Below are 26,011 nucleotides of genomic sequence, written 5' to 3' on the forward strand. Positions count from 1 at the left end.
TCTCTTCCCTCCAGATAGTGGCCCGGCAAAATGCCGGGCCGAGTGATTACCATTGATAGCTCACGAACACTTTGCCGCTACGACCATCCTGCGGAATACCCTGCGGTGACCAGTACTCTTTGTCGAAGGCGTTGCCCAGCACCAGCGTGGTGGTCATGCCTTTCAGAGCTTGTTGTCCCTGGTAGCTCACGTAGAAGTCGTTCACCGCGTAGCCCGGTTGTTTGCTGTAGGAGCTGCTAATGTGCGTTGAACGGTCAGCAAAGGTGCCAATCCAGCCAACGGAGAAGCCGCTGTGCGCCAGCGGGATATCGAGCTTGCTGGTCACGGTATCCGGGTTAATGCTGGAGATGTATTCTCCGCTCTCGGTGTCTTTACCACGGGTGCGGTTATAGGCAACATCGAGGCTGAACAGGTCGGCGGTGTATTTGGTCATCACGTCCCAGCCCCAAATTTTGGCGTTAGGAACGTTATAGGACATGGTCGTTCCCGCCATAAAATCGACGGTGGTTGAGATGTAATCTTTCGCTTTGGTATCGAAGTAGCTGGCTTTGAATTCCAGCGCATCGTTCGCCATCGCCAGATTGTCAAAGCGCAGGCCGAAACCATATTCCTGCGTTTCGTTGGTTTCTGGGCGCAGGTTCGGGTTTGGCACCCAGTAGTTGGTATAGAAGGTGCCAATGGAGAAGTGCTTGGCGTCGTTATACATCTCGCCCATCGTCGGCGCGCGGAAGGCCTGAGCGTAGGAACCAAACACCATCAGCCAGTCTGTTGGGCTGACCGTCATCCCGGCACGAGAAGACCATTTGTCGGTATTAACGTCATCGTAGCCGTCGCTGCTGCCGCGATAGTTATCGTAACGCGTCCCGCCGAGCAGGGTCACCGGCAGATCGCGCAGGGTGATTTCATCTTGCAACCAGCCGGAGCTGAAATCGATTTTGGCGTCCGGGAAGCCGGTCGTTGCGCCGCTTGGGCTCTGTTCCTGACGGTAGTATTCACCGCCGTAGGTCAGCAGGTTAGAGGCGAATGAATCGGTAAACAGACGGGTGCGGTTTTCCACTTTCCCGCCTTTGGTGGTCTGCTCGCGATATTCATTGGTGTTATCGAGGTTTTGCGCGTTGATACGCGCTTCTGACCAGTAAACTTTAGCGTCGGCGTTCAGCCAGTCGTTACCCTGTGGCGCCAGTTTATAGCCAAGCTGCACGTCACGCTGAATGGTGGAACGGTCAACCATTGGGTTGCTGGCGGTCGATGCTTCGATCTCCTGCGGGTTTTTCGGTTCTTTCGCGTTGTTGTTGTAGTAACGGAAGGAGCCAGAAAGTGACTGTGCCTCATCCATTTGCCACGTGCCTTTCGCCAGCATGTTGTTGATGGCTTCGTCGTTTGGCGCCGTTGAACCATCGCTTTGCTCTAAATCGCCACGGTCGCGGGAAGACCAGCTAATCACGCCATCCAGCGTATCGGTGCGGCCAAAGGCGCTTGCGCCCATACCGATGCTGTGATCGCCCGTTGCGCCCATACCGAATACGCGGAAGCCGCTGTTCTGGCCTTCCATCAGCAAATCTTTAGCATCAACGGTATCGTAGGAAATCACGCCGCCCAGCGCACCGCTGCCGTACAGCTGTGCCGATGGCCCACGTACCACTTCAATACGCTTAATCAGCGCCGGGTCAAGGAAGGTGCTGTTGAGGTGCCCGGTGTCGGTTCCCTGGCGCACGCCGTCGACCAGAATCAGTACGCCGCGACGGTCGTAGCCGCGCATGCTGATGTCCTGACCGTTGGTGCGCCCGGTGCCGCTGAGCATAACTCCCGGCACGCTGCGCAGCATATCCGCAGCAGAACTGGCGGTCTGGCTTTCCGGCGTTGAGCCTTCAATCACGCTCACCATCATCGGTGCTTCAAACGTGCTACGGGCGTTACCCGTGGCGGTAACGGTAAGGGTTTCTGATTCAGCGAAGGCTGAGGCTGGGAGCAGACTACTGATGGCCAGCGCTAACAGTGAAGGGCGCAGCGAGGCATATTGCAGGCGTAACATAACAACTCTCCATGAGGAAATTGAAAAGCGCTTGCTGCCTGGGATAACCTGGGTGGCTGGCGATATTGATTAAGTTTTATTTGGTCAGAATAAGTTTTCCGGATTGCGTCTGACGAAGCAGATAGTGTTGATCGTTATGTTCGATCAGCACCCATCCCTCTTCACCCAGCAAATCTTTGCTCTTGATCATCGGCTTGGAACGAGAAGGCGAAAGCGGCGCATTTTCTTTTTTTTGAATTGCCGTTGGTTCGTACATATTGGGTACATCCGCTATGAAATGATGAATAATTGTAAAATCTGAAATGATTATCGTTAAGATAATCATTCTCATCAAGAACTTTTTCGTAAATCTGTGTCTAAGGTAAAATTGTGTGCAAATCGTGAAAATTTCTCGTTATAAAACGCTATCTTGTTATGATTTTCACCAACATGATTGATAAGAGAAATTGATGATGCAGAAGGCCGAAATTGTCATTACCTACTGTTCCCAGTGTAACTGGATGCTACGTGCCAGCTGGATGGCGCAGGAGTTGTTACATACTTTTAACACTGATATTGCCTCCGTCACGCTGATCCCCGGAACCGGTGGAATATTTACGATTGCCGTTGGGGATGAAATGGTCTGGGAGCGAAAACGTGATGGGGGCTTCCCCGACGCCGCAGAACTCAAGAGGCGGATACGCGATATCTGCTTCCCGGAAAAAAACCTCGGCCATGTCGATAAACCGGCAGGATAAACCACCTGCATTTCACGCCTTAAATGTGTATTATTGATGCATCTTTAACGGTGAGGAATGAGCAATGGCGGGCAAACGCATCGACCGTGAAAAACGGACCATCCACAGCATGATTGCGCTTTATGAGCGCCGCTGCCCGGATGCGCAGGACGATGCCGCGCACTACCAAGCGCTGAACGACTACGCCGATAAGCGGCTGGATAAATGTGTATTCGGCGAAGAAAAACCGGCCTGCAAACAATGCCCGGTGCACTGCTATCAACCGGCGAAGCGCGAAGAGATGAAACGGATCATGCGCTGGGCCGGGCCGCGTATGCTTTGGCGTCATCCAATCCTCACGATTCGTCATCTGATTGACGACAGACGTCCGGTGCCGGAGCTGCCGGAGAAATATCGACCTAAAAAATAACCCTCACATGGTGCGGCAGTGGCGTCGGTATTCCGACGGCGAGCGCGCGGTGTGTTTACGGAATATCCGGCAAAAATAGTTACTATCCTCAAAGCCGCAGTGATGGGCTATCTCTTTAATTTTCATCTCATACCCACGCAGTAGCTTCTTCGCCAGCTCTAAGCGCACGGCAGTCAGATACTCGTTAAAGCCCACCGTGCTGGACTTCTGAAACAGATGCGACAGATAGTTTGGCGTGATGTGGAATTTTTTGGCCACCGTCTCCCGGCTGAGCGCTTCGGCGGCATGCTCGTCGATATATTCCTGAATTGCCAGAAACAGCTCTTTGCTTTTGCTGACCGTATCTGCCAGATGCGTCAGTTGGTCGATACAGTGGCTGAGCAACCCGCTCAACACAATCTGCGCCGTTGGCATCACCGGGCGAATGGCCAGCTCGTTCATCGCCAGCAGCAGATACGACCCCACGCGTGGACCCAATCGTGCAACGTGCTGTTTGCGGATCTCGACAAATTGTTGGCCGTCGAAGCGTTGTAGGCTAAAGCCCAGCTTCTGCTTGCTGAACAAAATACTTAGCGTGGTAGCAGGCCCCAGCCATTGTGGCGCATTCCAACGGCCACCGGGAATATACAGCGCCTGCAGCGGGCCTAGAGGCACCTGCAGACAGCCATCTGCCAGCTCGCCCTCTAGCACAATCTCCAGACGGGGAAACGACACGCTCATCGCCAACTCGGATGCCGGCTGGACGGTTTGCGGAAAACGCACGACAAGGTCGCCTTGCTGCTGCAACAACTGCTCCAGCACGGGGACGAGGGATTGCTCTGACATGCTCATGTCCTGGTTATTATTCTGGATTTTGAATCTCATCACACTTTATTTTGCTGTACACAAAAATCCAGTGTTGTGTAGCTATCTCATACAGAATGCCGTCCCTGCGTGCAGTAACTTTTCATACATGTTGTGAAATAGTTAACAAAAGAGAGGCGATATGGACAAGCAAGCGGCATTCTGGCTAGAGGCGTTGGGCGCCAACGGTGAACTGTCAGCCACCATGAAACATGAACTGGATACTCAGGGCTACACCATTGTGCACGGTGTAGCCGATGCCCAATGGCTGGCGGCAATGCGTGAACGCATTGATTATCTGGTTGAGAAAGAAGGGGAAAATCTGGCGGTTGAGCATCACCAGGAAGAGACGGCCACCCGCGTCGCGAACCTAGTAAACAAAGGCGTAGTGTGGGAAAAGGTGTGGTCACATCCGCTGATTTTATCCGCGTGTCGCTATATCTTCGAAGGGGAATTTAAAATCTCCAGCCTCAACGCCCGCGAAGCGCTGTACAACGGCGGTCATCAGCCGCTGCACGCCGACTGGAAAAAGCCGCGCCCGGACTTCCCGAAGGTGCACTTGGTCAACACCATCTGGGCGATTGACGATCTCTATGCCGCCAACGGAGCGCCACGCATTATTCCGGCGACCCATTTGCGTCCAGAGCTGCCGGAAGAGGTGCTGGAGGATGTCGGGTTGCCGCACCCGGATGAGGTCATTTTTGAAGCCCCCGCGGGCAGCGTGATGATTTACAACGCTCACGCTTGGCATGGCGGCACCACCAACCGCGAAGGTTCGCGTCGCCGAGTGCTGCACGGGTTGTATATTGACCGTGCCGATACCGCGCAGCAGGATCAGCGTCGTTGGCTAACGGCGGAAACCGCCAGCCGTTTGACGCCGGCGCAGAAGTGGCTGCTGGATGTGGAGTAAGGTATTAAAGTATGAGCACAGACTGCTCCCTCTCCCTTTTTAAGGGAGAGGGTTGGGGTGAGGGTTTATCACCAAGCTGGCCTGTTCCCCTCACCCCAGCCCTCTCCCCAAAGGGGAGAGGGGGCAGTTCGGTGCGGTTTGATATAGTTATCCGCCCATCACCACCCGATATCCCGCCTGTTCCACCATCGTCTGAATTGGCGCAATCTCCTCGGCCTCTGGCGCCTTAATTCCCGCCATCGCCCACTCACGATCCAACAGCGAATACTTCGGCTCGCCATACTGATGGAACGGTAGCAGATGCACTTCTTCAACCGGCAGCGGTGCCAGAAACGCCAGAATCTGCGCGGCGTTCTCGGTGTTGAGGGTGTAACCGGGGATCAGCGGCAGCCGTGGAATCACTTTCACGCCCTCTGTCACCAGCAGCCGAAAGTTCTCCAGCACCCGGGGCTGGTTAATGTTCAGTACCTGTCGCGCCTGCTCACTGTCCATAATTTTCAAATCGAACAGCACTTCATCGCATGCCTGCGCCAGCGGCAGCAGGCGGCGAGGGGAGCTATCGCCCGCCGTTTCAATGGCGGTACGAATCCCCCATTGTTGTAGCCGCTGTAAAAAGCGGGTGGCAAACTCGGCCTGCATCAACACTTCACCACCGGAAAGCGTTACGCCTCCGCCGGAGGCGCGAAAGAACACCTCGTCTTTCAATACTTCCCGTTCAAGCTGTTGCAGCGTCATATCGCGACCAATCAATTCCCACGCACCGGAAGGACACTCGTCAACGTCCTGCTGGCAGGTAGCGCAGTGCAGGCACTTGCTCTCCCGGCGAACGGTCTCTATTTTCGGCGACATGGATTCTGGGTTGGCGCACCACGGGCAGCGGTGCGGGCAGCCTTTAAAAAAGACCACCGTGCGGATGCCCTGACCGTCGTTTAATGAATAACGCTGGATATTGAAAATGCGCGCCGTGTCGGCGCGCGTTTCAATCACCTCACAGCTGATGCGCGGTGCGGCGGATAATGTCATCTTGGATCTCCTTCGACAGCTCGACAAAGAAGGCGCTGTAACCGGCCACGCGTACCACCAGCCCCGCAAAATCCTGTGGCCGCAGTTGGGCTTCGCGCAGGGTATCGGCGTTGACCACGTTGAACTGGATATGCTGCAGCTTCAGCTTGGTAAAGGCATGAAGGAAATCTGCCAGCTTATTCAGCCCGCTTTCGCCTTCCAGCGTCGCCGGGGTGAACTTGACGTTCAGCAGCGTGCCGTTAGACAGCAGATAGTTATCGAGCTTGCTCACCGACTTCAGCACCGCCGTTGGCCCCTGAGCATCCTGGCCGACCATCGGTGATAGGCCGCCGTCCGCCAGCTGTTCGCCGGAGAATCGGCCGTCCGGCGTTGCACCAACGACCGAGCCTAGCGGTACGTGCGCGGAAACGGTATAGGATCCCGGCGTGAACTGACCTCCGCGAGGGTTGTGGTACTTTTCCACCTCTTTGCAGTAAAAGCGCAGCAGATCGGCGCTGATGTTATCCACATCGTCGATGTCGTTGCCGTACTTCTCAAAGCGGTTAATGAGGCGCGCGCGAATCTTTTCCCCGTCCGGCGTAGCAAAGTTGCTCTTTAGCACCGCCAGAAGCTCATCGAAGCTCAAACGCTGTTGCTCAAACACCATTCCTTTTAGCGCGTGCAGCGAGTCGCTGAGATTGGCGATGCCAATGCCTTGTACGCCGGAGAAGTTGTAGCGAGCGCCGCCTTCAGTGATATCTTTGCCGTTGGCGATGCAGTCTTCAACAAATGAGGAGAGCAGCGGCACCGGCGCCCAGTCGCGGTGACCGATATCGCAGATATTGCTGCCTTCCACCATCAGCCCGATGTAGTGCTGAATTTTTTCGCGGATGCTGGCTAACAGGCCTTCGTAGGTTATGTTCTCGTCGCCTTCGTGTTCCAGCATGACGATTTCCATCACCTTTAACAGGTTGAACATCGCAATGTCGTGCAGCCCGTAGGTACGCCCGGGAATCGACAGCTCCACGCAGCCGACCACCGCATAATCGCGGGCATCTTCCAGCGACACGCCGCGGTTAAGAAACGCCGGCACCACCACTTCATCGTTGAAAATCTGCGGAATGCCGGTACCTAAGCGCACGGTTTCAGCGGTCTTGCGCAGGAATGGGCGATCGATCAGTTCGTTCACCCGCACCCCAAGATTCGGTTGTGGTAGGCGCACGTTCTGATAGGCATCCAGACAGGTAAAGGAGAGCACGTTCACCGCGCTGCGCCCGTTCTCGGTCAGACCGCCCAGCAAAGCGGTGTAGCCGGTAGGGAAACCGGCAAAGTAGCGGGCGCTGCTGGTGGATCGCAGCAAGACGATGTCGTTGCATTTAATCCACAGCGACTCCAGCAACTCCTGCATAAACGCAGGGTTTTCTCCGTGGTTAAGCGACGCCTGCCAGAACGGCAGCATGTACTGATCAAAGCGCCCCAGTGAAATCGAACTCGCGTTGGACTCATATTGCAAAATGATATTCATGTACCAGAACAGCTGGCAGGCCTGGTAGAAATCCACCGGCTTTTGCCCTGCGTTGTGACGAGACACTTGGGCAATGGTTTTGAGCTCCTGACGACGCGTTGGATCATTGCAGCCGTTTGCCATCTCATCGGCCAGCGCGGCGTAGCGCAGGATATGACGCTGCGAGGCTTCCAGTAAGATCAGCACCGCCTGATAAAAGACGTTATCCGGCTCCTTGTGCAGGTGGTCGAGCATTTCATTGACCAGCGCATCTAGGCCGTTGTTCAGCAGGCGCGGGTAGTCGATGATGATATGGCCCTGGCCTTTATCGGTCTGGTTGACGCTGAAAATCTGCGTGCTGACGGCGGTTTTCACCTCGTCGGTCATCTGGGCGTTGATGAAGTCTTTCATCGAGCGCTTTTCCCAGTACGGAAACAATTCGTCGCGGTACAGACGCTTATCGCCGTTGCTGATGTTGAAACGGTCCTGCGGGCGAGTCGGGAACTGGTCCAGCTCTTTTAACAGCCAGTAGGGGTCCATCTCCGGCGACATAATCCCGGCGCGCGGTTTGATGGTGCGGTTCCCGGCAATCAGTTCATCGTCACGAATGCTGATGGCGACGTTATCGAGAATATGGGCGGTCGCTTTGGCGCGGCGGATAATTACCGGCTCGCCGTCGGTCTGGCGATGGCTTTCGGTATAGAGGACGGCGCGTTCTAGGGAGATTTCACGCGGGTTGGCAAAGAGGGCATCTTTTAGGCGCTGAATACGATTAGTCATTTTGCGGGCTCCTCGGGAGATTAACCTGACGTTTATTATGGGATCTACGTTAGGCAAATGCGGCGTGAGGGGACAGAAGATAATGGGGCGATTTACTGGATTATTGTGATCAAAATGGAAAAGTGAGATCTAAGTTTTGTCTGGGTAATTGTTGACGACGACGCACCGCCGGATGGCGGCTTCGCCTTATCCGGCCTACAGGTGATACAGCTTTGGGATTGTAGGCCTGATAAGCGTAGCGCCATCAGGCATTGAAGTTCGGAGTTATGCCGGATGGCGACGCTGACGCGGCTTATCCGGCCTACGGTTGGTGCTGATATGTAGGCCTGATAAGCGTAGCGCCATCAGGCATTACTGCACATCGCCGGATGGCTGCGTAACCGCCTTATTAGGCCTACAAGGTGAGCTTATGCGCGGGTTGCGATAAGAATCGCGGAGGCTTTGATAAGCGCGATAGCACGGCTGCCCTTCGCCAGCTTCATTTCGGTCTGGCTTTCGTTGGTCACGACGGCAACAATCTCAAAACCCGCGTCGGTTTTGATATGCACCGTTGCATTGACTGCGCCCTCGGTCACCAGCGTCACTTCACCAGCAAACTGGTTGCGGGCAGAGAATTTCAGACCACAGTCTTCGGTGGCCAGAGTGACCCACGGCGCTTTAATCAGGGCAATGGCTTCCTTTCCATTAACCAAGCCCAGCACTTCTTTACTGCTGTGGGTGACGATAGCCACCAGCTTAGCGCCGCCCGGAAGGGTCAGTTCGATTTCGTCGTTGACCGCGCCGGTAGAGACTGCGCTGATGGTGCCTGTTAATTGGTTACGAGCTGAAACTGCCATACGATACTGCCTCCATTCACTGTTATCGAAACAGAGGTCAGTATAGCCATAGTTTTTACATCAACGTATCTTTATCAATGCCCAAGCGCTTCATTCTTGAAAGCAATGTGGTGCGCTTAAGCCCCAGACGCTGGGCTGCGCCTTTTGCTCCGGCCACCACGCCGTTGGTCTCTTTCAGCACACGCACAATCAGCTGATACTCATCCTCGCCGTCCTTTGCCGCTTCGGCCACCGGCGCCGGTTCTGGCTCCTCGTGGGCAAACGCCAGTTCAGGCATGGACAGTTGCAATACGCTACCGCGGGTCAGCAGCACCGCGCGCTCAATCACGTTCTCCAACTCACGTACGTTGCCCGGCCACTCCATCTGGCTGAGGGTGCGCAGCGTTTCGGCTGGAATGCTGTCGATATTGCGCCCCAGCCGACGGGCGATTTTGAAGGTAAAGGCTTTCACCAGCAGCGGAATATCTTCCGGTCGCTCGCGCAGCGGCGGCAGGTGGATCGGGAAAACGTTCAGGCGGTAGTAAAGATCGCTACGGAATTCACGATCCAGCACCATCTGCTTAAGATCGCGGTTGGTGGCGGCGATCAGGCGTACGTCGGTCTGGATCAGCTTATTGCTGCCCAGGCGCTCGAACTCCTGTTCCTGCAACACGCGCAGCAGCTTTGGTTGCAGCTCCAGCGGCATGTCGCCGACTTCATCGAGGAACATTGAGCTTTTATCCGCCAGCTCAAAGCGACCAATACGTTGGGCGCTGGCGCCGGTAAACGCGCCGCGCTCGTGGCCGAAGAGATCGCTTTCCAACAGGCCTGCCGGCATTGCCGCGCAGTTCATCTTCACCATTCGGCGGCTGTTACGCCCGCTCAGGTTGTGAATCGCACGGGCAATTAGCTCTTTCCCGGTGCCGGTTTCGCCGAGGATCAGCACCGTGCTGTCGCTAGGCGCGACCATCTCAACCTGCTTTAACACGTTGAACATGGCTTCACTGCGGCCGATGATTTCGCCAAACTCACCGTCAACGTTGTTGAGCTGTTCGGTTAGCGCTAGGTTTTCGTCCACCAGTCGTTCTTTTAGACGGTGAATTTCCTGATAGGCGAGCGCATTATCGACGGCAATCGACACACGTTCGGCAATTTGTTTCAGCAGCTTAAGGTTGGCGGCGCAAAAGACTTTTTCATCGCACTGGGCAAGCTTCAATACGCCGAGCATTTTGTTGCCGGACATCAGCGGCAGCAGGCACAGGGTTTGAATTTTGTCGTCCCACATTTCAAATAGCTGACGCTCGTACGGGGCGAGTTTGTCCTGCTCGTTGAGATTGAGCATCAGCATTTCCTGGCTCTTAAACACCCGCTCGGTGAGCGTTCCTGACTCGTTGACTTCGCTCTGATCGTGGACCGGATCGTTGATGTCAATGTAGTGCGTTGAGTAGATGTTAAGCTTACCTTTGCGGTTGCTGTGCAGCACCACGCTGATGGCGTCGATATTAAAGTGGTAGTGGATCTCTTTGGCGACCGCGCTCACCAGCTCATCCATATCCAAACGAGACAGTACGGCGTTGGTGATATCCACCAGAATGCGGAAGTTATCGCGCTCGCGGCACAGCAGATCGTAGTCGACGTTATTGGTTACCCGGCTTTGGATCTGTTCGGTTACCACCGCGACAATCTGCGTGAAGGTGTGTAGACGCTGGTACTCTTTTTCCGTCCACGGCTGGTCGTTGTGACGAATGAATTCGCAGCCGCCGAAAATGCGCCCTTCGGCGGCAAGCGGCAGCAGGCAATAGTGACCAAACGGCGAATAGAGCTCGCTTTTGGCAAGCTGCGGCCAGGCTTCACTAAATTCGCTGTAGCTACAGTGCAGCGCATCCGGACGCGATAGCAGGCGCCTGACCGGGCCGTTGGCCAGCACGTTATCGTCCTCGTAGGCCAGCGGTTTACCCGCGCCACGAGAGGTGTGATAGCCTGCACGCATATTGCCCGGTTGAAGCAGGATAATGGCCGCGCTATCCGCAAGCGCTGCCTGTTTCGCAAGCGCTGCCAGCGTTTCGCTGAGTGCGGCGAGATCCGGTTGTTGGAGCAGTGTCCGGGTGATATCAAACAGCCCTTGCTGGCCGAGATCGCCCATCGGTGTATACGACATGTAACTTGCCCATCAATGCCCCGCGTGGGGAGCGATAAATACCCGTCATACTTCAAGTTGTAGGCGCGTTGACTGCGCTTACTCACCCAGTCACTTACTACAGTAAGCTCCTAGGGATTCGCTCCCTTGTCGCCTTCCTACAACTCGAATTATTTAGGGTAAAGATTAATAATAATAATAAATTTCAGGCCTTGCGCGGCCTGTTAACAAATTCGAGGCAAAGGCTCGGCATGGGGAAGATCTAATGTCCGTTTTACCCCATACAAACCCGCCACGCGGACGCCCCGGCGTTCGGTCACTTCACCGACGATAGCCGCGTCGCAGCCCAGAGCGTGGGCGCGTAGCGCTGCCAGAACCTCATCAGCCGCTTCCCGACTGACGCCGATGACCAGTTTACCCTCATTAGCGAAGTTAAGCGCGTCAAGCCCCAATAATTCGCACACGCCGCGTACGGAATCCTTAAGCGGTATTTTCTGCTCATGGATTTCGATACCGTAACCGCTGGTGGCGGCAAACTCGTGGGCCACGGCGTTGACGCCGCCACGGGTCGCATCGCGCAGCGCTTTCACACCGGCAATGGGACGTAAGCGCTGGATCAGCGGCGTTAACACCGCGCAGTCGCTTTGCAGTTCGCCGTCGAGCCCCAATTGTTCGCGCAGGTTGAGGATGGTGGCGCCGTGGTCGCCCAGCGTGCCGCTGACAATCAGCACGTCGCCCGGTTGCAGCGTCGCTGCACCCCAGTGGATATCGGTAGGAATTGCGCCCATGCCCGCGGTGTTGATAAACAGCTTATCCGCGGCTCCGCGTCCCACGACCTTGGTGTCGCCGGTAACAATAGCAATATCTGCCGCTTTCGCCGTCGCCGCCATGCTGTTGACCACCGCTTCCAGCGTCGCCATTTCCAGCCCTTCCTCAATAATAAAACCGCAGGAGAGGTAGCGTGGTATTGCGCCACTGACCGCTACGTCGTTCGCCGTACCGCATACGGCTAGCTTGCCGATGTTGCCGCCGGGGAAGAATAGCGGGTCAATCACGTAGCTGTCGGTAGAAAAAGCGAGGCGATCGCCGTGAGCGGTGAGTGAGGCCAACGGCAGACGCGCCTGATCTTCTTGCTCGGCAAGCCACGGGTTATTAAAGGCTTTCATAAACAGACTGTCGATTAACTGCTGCATCGCCAGGCCGCCGCTGCCGTGGGCTAACTGAATGTTTTTCATGCCTCTGCCTCCTGACTGCGATATTGATACCACGCGGCGCACGCCCCTTCGGACGACACCATCAGCGCGCCAAACGCGCTTTGCGGATTACAGGTGTTGCCAAACAGCGGACACTGATGGGGTTTGCAGCGTCCGGTGAGCACGTCGCCACAGCGGGCGCGAGGATCGTCGCAGACACGCTGCGGCTGCGGCTGAAAATGCGCTTCTGCATCGAAGCATTGATAGTCGGGCGTCAACTGCACACCGGAATCGTTAATCAATCCCAGACCACGCCATTCGCTGTCGCCTTTGACCGCAAAGACCTCGGCAATCGCCTTTTGTGCCAGTGGATTGCCGTCATCCGGCACCACCCGGCGGTACTGATTTTCCACGCAGGGTTCGGCGTTAATCTTTTGTTCAACCAGCATGTTCACGCCCTGCAGCAGGTCAACCGGCTCGAAGCCTGCCACCACCAGCGGGCGCTGATAGTCACTGGCGATAAAACCGTAGGCGTGAGTGCCAATTACCATGCTAACGTGGCCAGGTGCGAGGAACGCATCAATGCCGTTATCCGGCTGGTCGAGCAGGCTCTTCAGCGTAGGAATAAGGGTAATGTGCTGACAGAAAAAGAAGAAGTTGCTGACGTTATTCGCTTTCGCCTGTTGCAGCGTAATAGCGGTGGTCGGCATGGTGGTTTCAAAACCCAAGCCGAAGAACACCACTTTTCGTTCTGGGTTTTGCTGCGCGAGCTTTAAGGCGTCCATCGGTGAATAGACAATGCGGATATCCGCGCCACGTGATTTAGCCTGCATCAGCGAGCCGTTTTTACCCGGCACACGCATGGCATCGCCAAAGGTGCAGAAAATTACCTCCGGGTGGCTAGCGATTTCAATACAAGTGTCGATGCGTCCCATCGGCAGCACGCATACCGGGCAGCCCGGTCCGTGGATAAATTCGATGTTTTCCGGCAGCAGTTGGTCTAAGCCAAATTTGAAAATAGCATGGGTGTGACCGCCGCACACTTCCATAATGCGCAGCGGGCGTTCGGCGGTGTAGGGCAGATGCTGGGCGCGGGATTTCAGGTGAGCAATAAGCTGCATAACCTGCTCCGGTGCGCGGTACTCATCAACAAAACGCATTACCGTTCCTCGCCAAAGAGCAGGGCACCAACGTCTGGCTCCACTTCAAACATGTTTTCCAGCGCGGCGAGGGTGTCACGCGCTTCCGCTTCATTGATGATGCTCATGGCAAACCCGACGTGCACCAGCACCCATTGGCCAATACGCGACTGACCGTTTTCATCGGTTGCGCCGACCAGCGTCAGGTCAACGTCGCGCTTAATGCCGCAGACATCGACTTTTGCCTGTACGCCGTCAATGGCGGAGATTTGTCCCGGAACGCCTATGCACATCGCTGCGTCTCCAGCCAGTCCAGCCATTCATCCATACCCTCACCGTTGGTGGCTGAGAGCAGAATGATTTTAATGTTCGGATTCACTTCGCGGGCGCTGGCCATACACAGCTCGACGTCGAACTTGAGATACGGTAACAGGTCGATTTTGTTCAGCAGCATCACGGAGGCGGCGGCAAACATATGTGGGTACTTCAGCGGTTTGTCTTCCCCTTCGGTGACCGACAGGACCGCAACTTTCGCGCGTTCGCCGAGATCGAAGCTGGCCGGGCAGACGAGGTTGCCGACGTTTTCGATAAACAGAATGCCGTTGCGCTCAAGCGGCAGGCGCGGTGCGGCGTCGGCAATCATCTGCGCGTCGAGGTGGCAGCCTTTACCGGTATTGACCTGAATCGCCGGAGTGCCGGTGGCGCGAATGCGCGCGGCGTCGTTGACCGTCTGCTGGTCGCCTTCGATCACGGCGCAAGACACTTTATTTTTTAACCGCGTCAGGGTTTCAGTGAGCAGGGTGGTTTTACCAGAGCCGGGGCTGGAAACCAGATTCAGCACCAATTGTTGGCTGGCCGCAAAGCGTGCGCGGTTGCGAGCGGCAATCTGATTGTTTTTATCCAGCACGTCAATTTCAACTTCCAGCATCCGCCGCTGGCTCATGCCCGGCGCGTGGGTCCCGGCTTCGCCGTGGCCATAGTGCAGGTCGCCGTTGTCGGCTGCCTGCGGCTGAAATTCAGTCGTTCTGACGCCGGTAATAGATAGGGCTGGACGGCCCGCCGGTGCGAAGGGGGCGCTGCGGAACAGCGAGTGCGGGTTACGTTCATCGCCCTCTATATAGAGGTTGCCTTCGGCACAACCACAGGTGCTACACATACTTTACTCCTGATCAATTTCAATTCGCTGAATCTGTAAACCGTCATCGGCGACGATTTGCAGGTTGTCGCTATGGCACTGCGGACAACGGCGCACATGGACCGAAACGAGCTGGACATACTGCTGGCAGGTATCACACCAGCACTCCGCTTCTTGTTCCTCGACGTGCAGTTCACAGCCTTCAGCCAGCGTGCCGCGGCACACTAGGTCAAAACAAAAGGTCATCGCGCTGGTTTCGACGCATGAGAATGCGCCCACCTTTATCCAGACGCCGGTGACGCGTTTCGCGCCGTTGCGTTGCGCCTGTTGTTCGACAATTTCCAGCGCGCGCTGGCAGAGCGTAATTTCGTGCATAACGCCTCCTGTTTTCATTACTCGCAGTCGTAATGCAATAACGATGCCAGAGATGGAAATGTCAGTTCGGAGACTGTCGATGACGATGTCATTCTGTCGAAATGACATGTCGCTTTGGCAGTGTCATTCCAATAAAAGCAATACAAATCAATAAAATAAAAATATGGCACGAAAAGTGCTTAGAAGGCTTGTTTCTATTAACCGGGTAACCGACATGACTATTTGGGAAATTAGCGAGAAGGCCGACTTTATCGCCGATCGTCACCGCCGCCATCAGGATCAATGGCGCGTGTACTGTAACTCTCTGGTTCAGGGGATCACGTTGTCAAAAGCGCGCCTGCATCACGCCATGAACTGCGCACCGGAGAAAGAACTGAGCTTCGTGCTGTTCGAACACTTTGTGGTCTCCGTGAGCCTGTCTGGCGGCTTTAACAGCCATACCGTTGAGTACTACGTAGAAACGCGCGACGGCCTGAATAAAGAGTGCGTGGCGCGCGCAGAACTCAACAACAGCGGCTTCATTGACGGAACCGTGAATATCCGCGATCGCGAGCAGGTGCTGGAACACTACCTGGATAAAATTTCTCCGGTATACAACACCTTGTATGCCGCGCTTGAGAACGACAGCCCGGTCAATTTTGGCCAGTTGGCTAACGCGCCTCAACGGGCAAATCTTGCCTGAGTTATCGGTGTGTCGACGGGTGTCGAAATGACACCTGCTCTGCATGATTTCGTCAAAAATGACTATCACCTGAGGAAGACCTGGTGAATCGTTTTGTAATTGCTGACTCTACCGTCTGTATCGGTTGCCGCACCTGTGAAGCGGCCTGCTCGGAAACGCACCGCCATCACGGCCTGCAATCAATGCCGCGGCTTCGAGTCATGCTCAATGAAAAAGAATCCGCGCCGCAGATGTGCCACCACTGCGAAGACGCGCCTTGCGCCGGGGTTTGCCCGGTGAATGCGATTACCCGCGTTGACGGCGCCGTGCAGCTTAATGAAAGCCTGTGCGTCAGCTGTAAACTGTGTGGGATTGCCTGCCCATTTGGGGCGATTGAATTTTCCGGCAGTCGTCCACTGGATATCCCGGCGAATGCCAACTCCCCGAAAGCACTGCCGGCACCTCCGGCTCCGGCGCGTGTCAGCACGCTGTTGGACTGGGTTCCGGGCGTACGTGCCATCGCGGTGAAATGCGACCTGTGTCATTTCGATGAACAGGGTCCCGCCTGTATTCGCACCTGTCCGACGAAAGCGCTGCATCTTGTGAATAACGCGGATATCGCCCGTGCCAGCCGCCGGAAACGTGAGCTGACCTTCCATACCGATTTAGGCGATCTGTCGATGTTCCAAGCGCAACAAGGAGAGGCGAAATGAGCGTGATGTCGTTAATCAATAGCGCGGTGGCATGGTTCGTTGCCGCGGCGGTACTCGCTTTTTTACTGTCGCTGAAAAAGCCGCTGAGCGGTCTGGTTGCCGGTATCGGCGGCGCGCTGGGTAGCCTGTGCGCACTGCTGGCCGGGGCGATGGTGTTGTTCCATGCCTTCCCGGTTATCGGTCGTTTATCGCTAGTGCACTATCGCGTGCTGGTTACGCCAATGAACGCCGTGTGGCTGATTGCGCTGGGGCTGTGTGGCCTGTTTATCAGCTTGTACAACATTGCTTGGCACCGTCATCCAGACGTTAAAAATAACGGCCCGCTGGTTAACCTGCTGCTTGCCGCCGCCACCTGCGCGATGGTCGCTAGCAGCATGGGTTCGCTGGTGGTGATGGCCGAAATCATGGCGCTGTGCGGCGCGTTTCTTACCGGCTGCGTGGCTTCCGGCAAACTGTGGTTTGCGCTGGGGCGTCTGGGTACCATCCTGCTGGCGATTGCCTGCCTGCTGCTGTGGCAGCGCTACGGTACGCTGGATCTCGGCTTGCTGAATGAGCGTGCGCAGCTGCTGCCGATAGGTTCGGATATCTGGGTGCTGTGCGTGTTGGGCTTTGGCCTGCTGGCGGGAATTATTCCGCTGCACGGCTGGGTGCCACAGGCGCACGCTAACGCCAGCGCACCGGCCGCCGCGCTGTTCTCTACCGTGGTGATGAAAGTTGGTCTGCTCGGCATTCTGACCGTTTCTCTGTTGGGTGATGCGCAGCCGCTGTGGTGGGGCATTGCTCTGCTGGTGCTGGGGATGATTACCGCTTTCGTTGGCGGCCTGTACGCGCTAATGGAACATAACATCCAGCGTCTGCTGGCTTACCACACCTTGGAAAACATCGGCATCATCCTGCTGGGTTTGGGCGTAGGCGTGACTGGCCTAGCATTACAGCAACCGGTGATGGTGGCGTTGGGTCTGGTGGGCGGTTTGTATCATCTGCTTAACCACAGCCTGTTTAAAACCACGCTGTTCCTCGGCGCGGGCGCGGTGTGGTTCCGTACCGGTCACCGCGATATCGAGAAACTCGGCGGCATCGGTAAACGTATGCCGGTGATTTCGCTTGCGATGCTGGTCGGCCTGATGGCGATGGCCGCGCTGCCGCCGTTAAACGGCTTTGCCGGTGAATGGGTTATCTATCAGTCCTTCTTCAAGCTGAGCACCAGCGGCGCGTTTATTGGCCGTCTGCTTGGGCCGCTCTTGGCCGTAGGGCTAGCGATTACCGGCGCGTTGGCGGTGATGTGTATGGCGAAAGTTTACGGCGTGGCCTTCTTGGGGGCACCGCGCACGAAAGAAGCTGAAAACGCCTGCTGCGCACCGTGGCTGATGGCCGCCAGTACCGTTGCGATGGCGCTGCTGTGCATCATTGGCGGCGTTGCTGCGCCGTGGTTGCTGCCGGTGCTGAGCACAGCGGTTCCGCTGCCTATCGAAACCGCGCACACGGTGGTTTCCCAGCCGATGATTACCCTGCTGCTGATTGCCTGCCCGCTGCTGCCGTTCATCATTCTGGCACTGCTCAAAGGCAACCGCCTGCCAAGCCGTTCTCGCGGCGCAGCGTGGGTATGTGGTTACGATCACGAAGAGTCGATGGTGATTACGGCGCACGGTTTTGCCATGCCGGTGAAACAGGCGTTTGCCCCGGTGCTGAAATTGCGTCAATGGCTCAACCCGGTCTCCCTGGTTCCGGGCTGGCAAAACGCAGCGTCAGCCACGTTGCTGCAACGTCTGGCGCTGGTTGAGCTGGCGGTGCTGGTCGTGATTGTCATCTCTCAAGGAGCCTGAACATGACGGTCTTATTTGCTTTACTGCAGGCGCTGGTGCTGTTTGCTATCGCGCCGCTGCTTTCCGGTATTACCCGTGTGCTGCGCGCGCGGATGCATAACCGCCGCGGGCCGGGCGTGATGCAGGAATACCGCGACATCATCAAACTGCTGGGCCGTCAGAGCGTGGGGCCGGATGCATCCGGCTGGGTCTTCCGTCTGACGCCGTTTGTGATGGTAGGCGTAATGCTGACTATCGCCACCGCACTGCCGGTGGTGACGGTGGCATCACCGATGCCGGGGCTGGGCGATCTGATTACCCTTATCTACCTGTTTGCCGTGGCGCGTTTCTTCTTTGCCATCGCCGGGCTGGATACCGGTAGCCCGTTCACCGCTATCGGCGCGAGCCGTGAAGCGATGCTCGGCGTGCTGGTTGAGCCTATTTTACTGCTTGGCCTGTGGGTAGCGGCGCTGGTTGCCGGTTCCACCCATATTAGCAATATCACCGACACCCTCTACCACTGGCCGGTTAGCCGTAGCGTTCCGCTGGTGCTGGCGTTTTGCGCCTGCGCTTTCGCCACCTTTATCGAAATGGGCAAACTGCCGTTTGACCTCGCGGAAGCGGAGCAGGAGCTGCAGGAAGGCCCGCTGTCCGAGTACAGCGGCAGCGGCTTTGGCGTGCTGAAGTGGGGCATCAGCCTCAAACAGCTGGTGGTGCTGCAAATGTTCGTTGGCGTCTTCATCCCGTGGGGACAGATGACCAGCTTTAGTATTGGCGGTCTGGTCATCGCGGTGATCGTTGCCATCGTCAAGCTGGTGGCGGGCGTGGCGCTGATTGCGCTGTTCGAAAACAGCATGGCGCGTCTGCGTCTGGATATCACGGGCCGCGTCACCTGGACCGGGTTCGGTTTAGCCTTTTTAGCTTTCGTCTCCTTGCTGGTGGCGTGATAAGAGAGTTTTGAGCATGTCTGAAGAAAAAGTGGGTCAACACTACCTCGCGGCACTGCACCAAGCCTATCCGGGCGTGGTGCTGGACGAAGCCTGGCAGACCAAAGACCAGTTAACGATTACCGTGAAGGTCAACTACCTGCCGGAAGTCGTCGAGTTTCTTTACTACCAGCAGGGCGGCTGGCTGTCGGTGCTGTTCGGCAACGATGAACGTAAACTGAATGGTCACTACGCCGTCTACTACGTGCTGTCGATGGAAAAAGGCACCAAGTGCTGGGTAACCGTCCGCGTTGAAGTCGATCCTAATACGCTGGAATACCCGTCCGTCACGCCACGCGTGCCTGCCGCCGTGTGGGGCGAGCGTGAAGTGCGCGATATGTACGGTCTGCGTCCGGTAGGGCTGCCGGACGAACGTCGTCTGGTACTACCGGATGATTGGCCAGATGAGCTCTACCCACTGCGTAAAGACAGCATGGACTACCGTCAGCGTCCGGCACCGACCACCGATGCCGAAACCTACGAGTTCATCAACGAACTGGGCAGCAAGAAAAACAACGTGGTGCCGATTGGCCCGCTGCACGTTACCTCCGATGAACCGGGCCACTTCCGCCTGTTCGTGGACGGCGAGAACATTATCGACGCCGACTACCGCCTGTTCTATGTCCACCGTGGCATGGAAAAGCTGGCGGAAACCCGCATGGGCTACAACGAAGTGACCTTCTTGTCCGACCGCGTGTGCGGCATCTGCGGCTTTGCCCACAGCACCGCATATACCACGTCCGTCGAAAATGCGATGGGTATCGTGGTACCGGAACGTGCGCAGATGATTCGTGCCATCCTGCTGGAAGTGGAACGTCTGCACTCGCACCTGCTGAACCTCGGTCTGGCCTGTCACTTCACCGGCTTTGACTCCGGGTTTATGCAGTTCTTCCGCGTGCGTGAAGCCTCCATGAAAATGGCGGAAATCCTCACCGGCGCGCGTAAAACCTACGGCCTGAACCTGATTGGCGGTATCCGCCGCGACTTCCTCAAAGACGACATGATCCAGACCCGTCAGCTAGCGCAGCAGATGCGTCGGGACGTGCAGGATCTGGTGGATATTCTGCTGAGCACGCCGAACATGGAACAGCGCACCGTCGGTATTGGTCGTCTGGACCCAGAAATCGCCCGTGATTTCAGTAACGTCGGCCCGATGGTTCGCGCCAGCGGTCACGCACGTGATACTCGCGCGGATCACCCGTTTGTCGGCTACGGTCTGCTGCCAATGGAAGTGCACAGCGAGCAGGGCTGCGATGTTATTTCGCGTCTGAAAGTGCGTATCAACGAAGTGTTCACCGCGCTGAACATGATTGACTACGGTCTCGACAACTTGCCGGGCGGCCCGCTGGCGGTGGATGGTTTCACCTATATCCCGCATCGCTTTGCACTGGGCTTCTCGGAAGCACCACGCGGTGATGATATCCACTGGAGTATGACCGGCGACAACCAGAAGCTGTACCGCTGGCGCTGCCGTGCGGCGACCTACGCCAACTGGCCGACCCTGCGCTACATGCTGCGCGGTAACACTGTTTCCGATGCGCCGCTGATCATCGGTAGTCTCGATCCTTGCTACTCCTGTACTGACCGCATGACCGTGGTTGATGTGCGTAAGAAGAAGAGCAAAGTCGTGCCGTATAAAGAACTTGAGCGCTACAGCATTGAGCGTAAGAACTCGCCGCTGAAATAATTGGGGCATTGTGTGGGGCGGCCCCTCACCCCGGCCCTCTCCCCAAAGGGGCGAGGGGGAAGGGCAGACCGAGTGCGAATTTGCTGATAGCGCCGATCTGTCCCCTCTCCCTTGCAGGGAGAGGGCTAGGGTGAGGGTAAACCCCCCGCACAAAAGCCAGGAGCAACTATGTTTACCTTTATCAAAAAAGCCATCAAAACCGGCGTAACGACATCGTCTTATCCGCTGGAACCGATGCCGGTGGATAAGAACTTCCGCGGTAAGCCGGAACACAATCCGCAGCAGTGCATTGGCTGTGCGGCGTGCGTCAACGCTTGTCCGTCGAACGCGCTGACGGTAGAAACCGACCGCGTGAGCAACCAACTGGCGTGGCAGTTCAATCTCGGTCGCTGCATCTTCTGCGGCCGCTGCGAAGAAGTGTGCCCGACGGCGGCGATTAAGCTGTCGCAGGAGTATGAACTGGCGGTGTGGAAGAAAGAGGATTTTCTCCAGCAGTCGCGCTTTGATATCTGCAACTGCCGCGTGTGTAGCCGTCCGTTTGCAGTACAAAAAGAAATTGATTACGCCATTGCGCTGTTGCAGCACAACGGTGATAGCCGTGCGGAAAACCACCGCGAAAGCTTTGAGACTTGCCCGGAATGTAAGCGTCAGAAATGTTTGGTGCCTTCCGACCGTATTGACCTGACTCGCCACATGAAAGAGGCCATCTGATGAGCAACTTAATTGGGCCACGCGACGATAACGGCATGCCGGTGCCGATGACGGTAGAAGAATCTATCGCCAGCATGAAAGCGTCGCTGCTGAAAAATATCAAACGCTCCGCCTACGTTTACCGCGTTGACTGCGGCGGCTGTAACGGCTGTGAAATTGAAATTTTCGCCACGTTGTCGCCGCTGTTTGATGCCGAACGCTTTGGTATCAAAGTGGTGCCGTCACCGCGTCATGCCGACATTTTGCTGTTCACCGGCGCAGTGACCCGCGCCATGCGTTCGCCTGCGCTGCGCGCCTGGCAGTCCGCGCCGGACCCGAAAATCTGTATCTCCTACGGAGCCTGCGGCAACAGCGGCGGCATCTTCCACGACCTGTACTGCGTCTGGGGCGGCACCGATAAAATCGTGCCGGTCGATGTCTATATTCCTGGCTGCCCGCCGACGCCTGCGGCGACGCTGTACGGCTTTGCGATGGCGCTGGGTCTGCTGGAGCAAAAAATCCACGCCCGTGCACCGAGTGAACTGGACGCCGCACCTGCCGAGATCCTGCATCCGGATATGGTGCAGCCACTGCGCGTACAGATTGACCGTGCCGCGCGTCGTCTGGCGGGTTATCGCTATGGTCGGCAGATTGCTGACGACTATATGGTGCATTTGGGCCAAGGCGAAACCCAGGTTCAGCAATGGCTGGCAACGGAAAACGATCCGCGTCTGACGGAGATCGTCACGCAACTGAGTCACGTAGTAGAAGAGGCACGTATTCGATGAGCGAACAGGTGGTGTTCAGTCAACTGAGCCGTAAATTTATTGATGAGAACGATGCAACGCCCTCCGAGGCGCAGCAGGTTGTCTATTACAGCCTGGCGATTGGCCACCACCTCGGGGTCATCGACTGTCTCGAAGCCGCGCTGACCTGCCCGTGGGATGACTATCTGGCGTGGATTGCGACGTTGGAAGAGGGCAGTACGGCGCGGCGTAAAATGGAAGGCGTGCCGAAGTATGGCGAAATCGTTATCGACAGCAATCATGTGTCGATATTGGCGAACGCTTTTGACAAAGCGCGGGCGTCACAAACCCCGGAACAGCAGGCGTGGAGTGAAACGATGCTCAGTATGCTGCATGCCATTTACCAGGAAAGCGCCATCTATCTGATGGTGAGGAGACTCCGTGACTGACGTTTTACTCTGTGTTGGCAATAGCATGATGGGCGACGATGGCGCCGGTCCGCTGCTCGCCGAAATGTGCGCCGCTGCGCCGAAAGGCAACTGGGTGGTGATTGACGGCGGTAGCGCGCCGGAAAACGATATCGTGGCGATACGCGAGTTGAACCCCGCGCGCCTACTGATTGTCGATGCCACTGATATGGGGCTGAATCCGGGTGAAATGCGGATTATCGACCCGGACGACATCGCCGAAATGTTTATGATGACGACGCACAATATGCCGCTGAACTACCTCGTCGATCAGCTGAAAGAGGACGTGGGCGAGGTAATTTTCCTCGGCATTCAGCCGGATATTGTCGGTTTTTATTACCCGATGACCCAGGCCATTAAAGACGCGGTTGAGGTGGTTTATCAGCGCCTTGATGGGTGGCAGGGGAACGGCGGGTTTGAAGCGTTATCGGTTGAGGATGACGTGTAGTTGACCTTCACATACGGTCTCTTGAGCCGAACGTCGTCTCAAGAGACCGTATGAGTCATTATTGAAATTTGAAATCATTCAATTTGCTGCAGAGCAGCAAGCGTATACATTGTAATTATAAATCGGTAATAGGAACTGGCCCATTGAGCCAGTTTATCTCACTATCTATAACAAACTTAGCGACCCAACCATGTTGATATTGAGGCCAGTCATGGAAATTTTTCACTGAATGATATAAATGGCTAATATCGCATTCGGATTTTGTTGTTAAGGCAGAATGGATTGTTTTAATAATGTCTTTGGGTCTGGCGGGTGCGGATTCCAGTACCCTCAAAAACCATTTGTGATAGGGGTACAGTAATTCATTGTGCGCCAGCAATAGACGGCCAGAAAAAAGGCAAAGATGAGTTACCGCATAATTAATGGCGTAAAGATCGTTCCTTTTTAACCCCTCATGATACATCCAGTTCCAGCCTTCAAACTGGGCATTAAATTTCTCTATCTTATCTGCCTTACCCTCCAGGGGATATGCCGCTGCGGCGGAAATTAAATCATTAATATTATCCAGAGCAGAATAGAGTAGGATCGCGTCCTTAAATGCAAAGCGGGCGGGTTCGCTCCCTTTTTCCGCAACCGCTTTGATAAAGGATTCGCTGATGTATTTGCCTTCGACGTATCCTCCTGGATAGTTGGCGGACTCCTTATCAGCATAGTGCAGATTGCCTTGATGAAGCGCCTGTTGATAATCGACCTCAGATAAAACAAGCATTAAGTCTATATCTGAGGATTCAGCGGCAAAGCCATGAGCAACAGAACCGCCAAGAATGACAGCAAGAATTTTCTTATCCTTGCTGAGTTTCTGGATGGCTTTATCAATGGCATCTTTATGGTGCGGATACATTTAATTCACCGCATCGACTTTAAAATCTTTGTAGTAATACTCTTTATCCCGGTCGGTAATTTCTCTGATAACTTTACATGGGACACCTGCCGCAACGACATTCGCGGGAATATCTTTCGTGACAACGCTGCCTGCACCGATAACGGTATTTTCTCCAATGGTTACCCCCGGATTGATAACCACGTTGCTGCCGATCCACACATTGTTTCCTATCGTTACCGGGAAAGAAAACATCTCACCTTTTGCTCTCAATTCATGGTGGACGGGGTGTCCCGTTACCGAAATGGTGACGTTAGGAGCAATCAGGACGTTATCACCAATCGTCACCGTGTGATCATCAACAATCGTAAAATTGAAATTAGCGTAAAAACAGTCGCCAATAAAAATATTACTACCGTAGGAGAAATGTATCGGTGGTTCAATCCAGGGGGTTTTCCCCACTTTACCGAACATTTTATTAATGAGTTCAATTCTCTTTTTATCTTCAGATGGACGTGTGTTATTAAAGTCATGCATTAACTCTTTTCCACGCAGTCTATCTTCTGGTAATCCTTCACACATATCCGTGAACAACATGCCAGATTTTATTCTATCTTTCATCGGAATATTCATTGATGTCATTTCATCCTTAAATTTTTTGACTACTTTTTGGGAGGTAATGAGAGAACGGTTTTGTGCCGCTGAGGGTAAAGACTGAAATGAGGGTGAAGCTCAGCGCAATTAAACCCAGGACCAGATACGCCCCATGGAAACCAATGCTTTCATACATGTTGCCGGCCAGTACGGACATAAAAATCATCGCTAACTGTTTGAAGAAGCAGAAGCACACCAGGTAAATCGTTGCAGAGAAACGCACCTCAAACTGGCTGGTGATGTATTTAAAGCAGCCGACGATAAGGAACGGGATCTCAAACATATGCAGCGTTTTGAGGATAATCACTTCCAGCGCAGAGGTGGCAAATGAGGAGCCAATAATCCGCACCGACATAATCGCGCCCGCTAGCAGCAGGGCGTTTTTGCCCCCGATGCGATTCACAATCAGTGGCGCAAAGAACATGATTGAGGCGTTGAGCAATTCCCCCATGGTGGTGACGTAGCCAAATACGCGGGTGCCTTGTTCACCGGTGGCAAAGAACGAGGTAAAGAAGTTGGCAAACTGTTGGTCGAATACATCATAAGTGCAGGAGACACCGACAACGTACAGCGAAAGGAACCAGAGTTTTGGCTGCTTGAATAATTCCAGTGCCAGCTTAAGACTAAAGGCCGAGTGATTGGCACCGACCGCATCTGCGACCTGAGCAGAAGAAGGGGCTTCTGTTTTTGAAAAGAGCAGCAATATAGCCAAAATCACTGCACACCCTGAGCCCAACCAGAACACAAACTGGTTATTGATGGTGAACATAATCCCGGCAATCGAGGCGCACAGCGCCCAGCCCACGCAACCAAACATGCGTGCACGGCCAAATTCAAAGTTGCTCTGACGACTAACTTTTTCAATATAGGCTTCAATCGCTGGCGCGCCGGCGTTGTAAATAAATCCGAGGTAAATCCCGCCGACAATCGAACCCAGTAAAATGTTGACCTGTAATAATGGGCCAAAGACGTAAATAAAGAACGGGGCAAACATCACCAGCATCCCGGTAATCACCCACAGCAGGTGTTTACGCAGGCCGAGCTTATCGGAAAGCAAGCCGAAAATAGGCTGGAACAACAACGAAAATAGAGAGATACAGGCGAAGATAATGCCGGTATCCCCTTTGCTGATATGGTTTATATCGTGTAACCAGATAGGGAAGAAGGGGAAATATGCACCCATAATGAAAAAATAAAAGAAGAAGAAACAGCCAAATATCCAGAAATTCGTATTCTTCAAATAATACATGATGGACTTCCTTTCGA

Annotated in this window: 27 protein-coding genes; 12 read left to right on the forward strand and 15 right to left on the reverse strand. The window is 55.1% G+C overall.

Annotated features, from left to right (window positions below; genetic code table 11):
• Window positions 1–46 precede the first annotated feature (46 nt).
• Window positions 47–2,032, reverse strand: a complete 1,986-nt coding sequence (locus AB4K05_RS03000; protein ID WP_368478526.1) for a TonB-dependent hemoglobin/transferrin/lactoferrin family receptor — start codon at window positions 2,030–2,032, stop codon at window positions 47–49.
• Window positions 2,033–2,108: 76 nt separating this feature from the next.
• Window positions 2,109–2,288 carry a hemin uptake protein HemP gene (gene hemP, locus AB4K05_RS03005; RefSeq protein WP_368478527.1) on the reverse strand — a complete coding sequence of 60 codons (180 nt, stop codon included), beginning with the start codon at window positions 2,286–2,288 and terminating at the stop codon, window positions 2,109–2,111.
• A gap of 193 nt (window positions 2,289–2,481) precedes the next feature.
• Here hemP and AB4K05_RS03010 point away from each other — a divergent pair, with 193 nt between their 5' ends.
• Entirely contained in the window at window positions 2,482–2,769 is a 288-nt protein-coding gene (locus AB4K05_RS03010; protein WP_368478528.1) for a SelT/SelW/SelH family protein, read from the forward strand.
• A gap of 64 nt (window positions 2,770–2,833) precedes the next feature.
• Complete coding sequence (locus AB4K05_RS03015) at window positions 2,834–3,178, forward strand: nitrous oxide-stimulated promoter family protein (protein ID WP_368478529.1); 345 nt, start codon at window positions 2,834–2,836, stop codon at window positions 3,176–3,178.
• A gap of 3 nt (window positions 3,179–3,181) precedes the next feature.
• Here the strand turns inward: AB4K05_RS03015 and AB4K05_RS03020 are convergent, their stop codons facing one another.
• Window positions 3,182–4,003, reverse strand: coding sequence for a helix-turn-helix transcriptional regulator (locus AB4K05_RS03020; protein WP_368478530.1), 822 nt, complete (start codon window positions 4,001–4,003; stop codon window positions 3,182–3,184).
• Between the two features lie 160 nt (window positions 4,004–4,163).
• Between AB4K05_RS03020 and AB4K05_RS03025 the strand changes: the two genes are divergently transcribed.
• Entirely contained in the window at window positions 4,164–4,931 is a 768-nt protein-coding gene (locus tag AB4K05_RS03025) for a phytanoyl-CoA dioxygenase family protein (protein WP_368478531.1), read from the forward strand.
• A 147-nt stretch (window positions 4,932–5,078) separates the two neighbouring features.
• Here the strand turns inward: AB4K05_RS03025 and AB4K05_RS03030 are convergent, their stop codons facing one another.
• The 9 genes from AB4K05_RS03030 to hypA all read right to left on the reverse strand — a co-directional run bounded on the left by AB4K05_RS03030 (window position 5,079) and on the right by hypA (window position 15,011).
• On the reverse strand, window positions 5,079–5,954 hold the full coding sequence (locus tag AB4K05_RS03030; RefSeq protein WP_368478532.1) for a [formate-C-acetyltransferase]-activating enzyme: 876 nt from the start codon (window positions 5,952–5,954) through the stop codon (window positions 5,079–5,081).
• Window positions 5,920–8,217, reverse strand: coding sequence for a formate C-acetyltransferase (locus AB4K05_RS03035; protein WP_368478533.1), 2,298 nt, complete (start codon window positions 8,215–8,217; stop codon window positions 5,920–5,922). Before AB4K05_RS03035 ends, AB4K05_RS03030 begins: the two co-directional genes overlap by 35 nt.
• Window positions 8,218–8,624: 407 nt before the next feature.
• Window positions 8,625–9,053, reverse strand: a complete 429-nt coding sequence (locus tag AB4K05_RS03040; RefSeq protein ID WP_368478534.1) for a molybdopterin-binding protein — start codon at window positions 9,051–9,053, stop codon at window positions 8,625–8,627.
• Between the two features lie 55 nt (window positions 9,054–9,108).
• Entirely contained in the window at window positions 9,109–11,190 is a 2,082-nt protein-coding gene (gene flhA / locus AB4K05_RS03045) for a formate hydrogenlyase transcriptional activator FlhA (RefSeq protein WP_368478535.1), read from the reverse strand.
• A gap of 203 nt (window positions 11,191–11,393) precedes the next feature.
• A complete protein-coding gene (gene hypE / locus AB4K05_RS03050; protein ID WP_368478536.1) occupies window positions 11,394–12,404 on the reverse strand; it encodes a hydrogenase expression/formation protein HypE in 1,011 nt (336 codons plus the stop codon).
• Window positions 12,401–13,522, reverse strand: a complete 1,122-nt coding sequence (hypD, locus tag AB4K05_RS03055; protein ID WP_368478537.1) for a hydrogenase formation protein HypD — start codon at window positions 13,520–13,522, stop codon at window positions 12,401–12,403. The genes hypE and hypD overlap by 4 nt, the downstream gene beginning before the upstream one ends.
• Window positions 13,522–13,794, reverse strand: coding sequence for a HypC/HybG/HupF family hydrogenase formation chaperone (locus AB4K05_RS03060; protein WP_368478538.1), 273 nt, complete (start codon window positions 13,792–13,794; stop codon window positions 13,522–13,524). The genes hypD and AB4K05_RS03060 overlap by 1 nt, the downstream gene beginning before the upstream one ends.
• A complete protein-coding gene (gene hypB, locus AB4K05_RS03065; protein ID WP_368478539.1) occupies window positions 13,785–14,657 on the reverse strand; it encodes a hydrogenase nickel incorporation protein HypB in 873 nt (290 codons plus the stop codon). The genes AB4K05_RS03060 and hypB overlap by 10 nt, the downstream gene beginning before the upstream one ends.
• A gap of 3 nt (window positions 14,658–14,660) precedes the next feature.
• A complete protein-coding gene (hypA, locus tag AB4K05_RS03070) occupies window positions 14,661–15,011 on the reverse strand; it encodes a hydrogenase maturation nickel metallochaperone HypA (protein WP_368478540.1) in 351 nt (116 codons plus the stop codon).
• A gap of 214 nt (window positions 15,012–15,225) precedes the next feature.
• Between hypA and hycA the strand changes: the two genes are divergently transcribed.
• The 9 genes from hycA to hycI all read left to right on the forward strand — a co-directional run bounded on the left by hycA (window position 15,226) and on the right by hycI (window position 23,211).
• Window positions 15,226–15,693 (forward strand): formate hydrogenlyase regulator HycA, encoded by a 468-nt coding sequence (gene hycA / locus AB4K05_RS03075; protein ID WP_368478541.1) that lies wholly within the window; start codon window positions 15,226–15,228, stop codon window positions 15,691–15,693.
• 83 nt (window positions 15,694–15,776) lie between these two features.
• Complete coding sequence (locus tag AB4K05_RS03080; RefSeq protein ID WP_368478542.1) at window positions 15,777–16,385, forward strand: 4Fe-4S dicluster domain-containing protein; 609 nt, start codon at window positions 15,777–15,779, stop codon at window positions 16,383–16,385.
• Window positions 16,382–18,208 carry a formate hydrogenlyase subunit 3 gene (hycC, locus tag AB4K05_RS03085; protein WP_368478543.1) on the forward strand — a complete coding sequence of 609 codons (1,827 nt, stop codon included), beginning with the start codon at window positions 16,382–16,384 and terminating at the stop codon, window positions 18,206–18,208. Before AB4K05_RS03080 ends, hycC begins: the two co-directional genes overlap by 4 nt.
• A gap of 2 nt (window positions 18,209–18,210) precedes the next feature.
• Window positions 18,211–19,134: a respiratory chain complex I subunit 1 family protein gene (locus tag AB4K05_RS03090; protein ID WP_368478544.1), complete on the forward strand. Its 924-nt coding sequence runs from the start codon at window positions 18,211–18,213 to the stop codon at window positions 19,132–19,134.
• A gap of 16 nt (window positions 19,135–19,150) precedes the next feature.
• Entirely contained in the window at window positions 19,151–20,860 is a 1,710-nt protein-coding gene (gene hycE, locus AB4K05_RS03095; protein ID WP_368478545.1) for a formate hydrogenlyase subunit HycE, read from the forward strand.
• 168 nt (window positions 20,861–21,028) lie between these two features.
• On the forward strand, window positions 21,029–21,571 hold the full coding sequence (locus AB4K05_RS03100; protein ID WP_368478546.1) for a formate hydrogenlyase complex iron-sulfur subunit: 543 nt from the start codon (window positions 21,029–21,031) through the stop codon (window positions 21,569–21,571).
• Window positions 21,571–22,338, forward strand: coding sequence for an NADH-quinone oxidoreductase subunit B family protein (locus AB4K05_RS03105; RefSeq protein WP_368478547.1), 768 nt, complete (start codon window positions 21,571–21,573; stop codon window positions 22,336–22,338). The genes AB4K05_RS03100 and AB4K05_RS03105 overlap by 1 nt, the downstream gene beginning before the upstream one ends.
• Entirely contained in the window at window positions 22,335–22,745 is a 411-nt protein-coding gene (locus tag AB4K05_RS03110) for a formate hydrogenlyase maturation HycH family protein (RefSeq protein ID WP_368478548.1), read from the forward strand. Before AB4K05_RS03105 ends, AB4K05_RS03110 begins: the two co-directional genes overlap by 4 nt.
• Window positions 22,738–23,211, forward strand: coding sequence for a hydrogenase maturation peptidase HycI (hycI, locus tag AB4K05_RS03115; protein WP_368478549.1), 474 nt, complete (start codon window positions 22,738–22,740; stop codon window positions 23,209–23,211). The genes AB4K05_RS03110 and hycI overlap by 8 nt, the downstream gene beginning before the upstream one ends.
• 115 nt (window positions 23,212–23,326) lie before the next feature.
• On the opposite strand, the gene AB4K05_RS03120 is transcribed toward hycI, so the two are convergent.
• The 3 genes from AB4K05_RS03120 to AB4K05_RS03130 are packed head-to-tail and all read right to left on the reverse strand — an operon-like array spanning window position 23,327 to window position 25,994.
• The gene (locus tag AB4K05_RS03120) at window positions 23,327–24,112 is read right to left on the reverse strand and encodes a nucleotidyltransferase domain-containing protein (RefSeq protein ID WP_368478550.1); all 786 of its coding nucleotides are present in this window, start codon (window positions 24,110–24,112) and stop codon (window positions 23,327–23,329) included.
• The gene (gene lacA / locus AB4K05_RS03125) at window positions 24,113–24,724 is read right to left on the reverse strand and encodes a galactoside O-acetyltransferase (RefSeq protein ID WP_368478641.1); all 612 of its coding nucleotides are present in this window, start codon (window positions 24,722–24,724) and stop codon (window positions 24,113–24,115) included. It abuts the gene before it with no gap.
• A gap of 16 nt (window positions 24,725–24,740) precedes the next feature.
• On the reverse strand, window positions 24,741–25,994 hold the full coding sequence (locus AB4K05_RS03130) for an MFS transporter (protein ID WP_368478551.1): 1,254 nt from the start codon (window positions 25,992–25,994) through the stop codon (window positions 24,741–24,743).
• Window positions 25,995–26,011 lie beyond the last annotated feature (17 nt).

Source organism: Kluyvera sp. STS39-E (assembly GCF_040932435.1).
Classification (GTDB): Bacteria; Pseudomonadota; Gammaproteobacteria; order Enterobacterales; family Enterobacteriaceae; genus Kluyvera.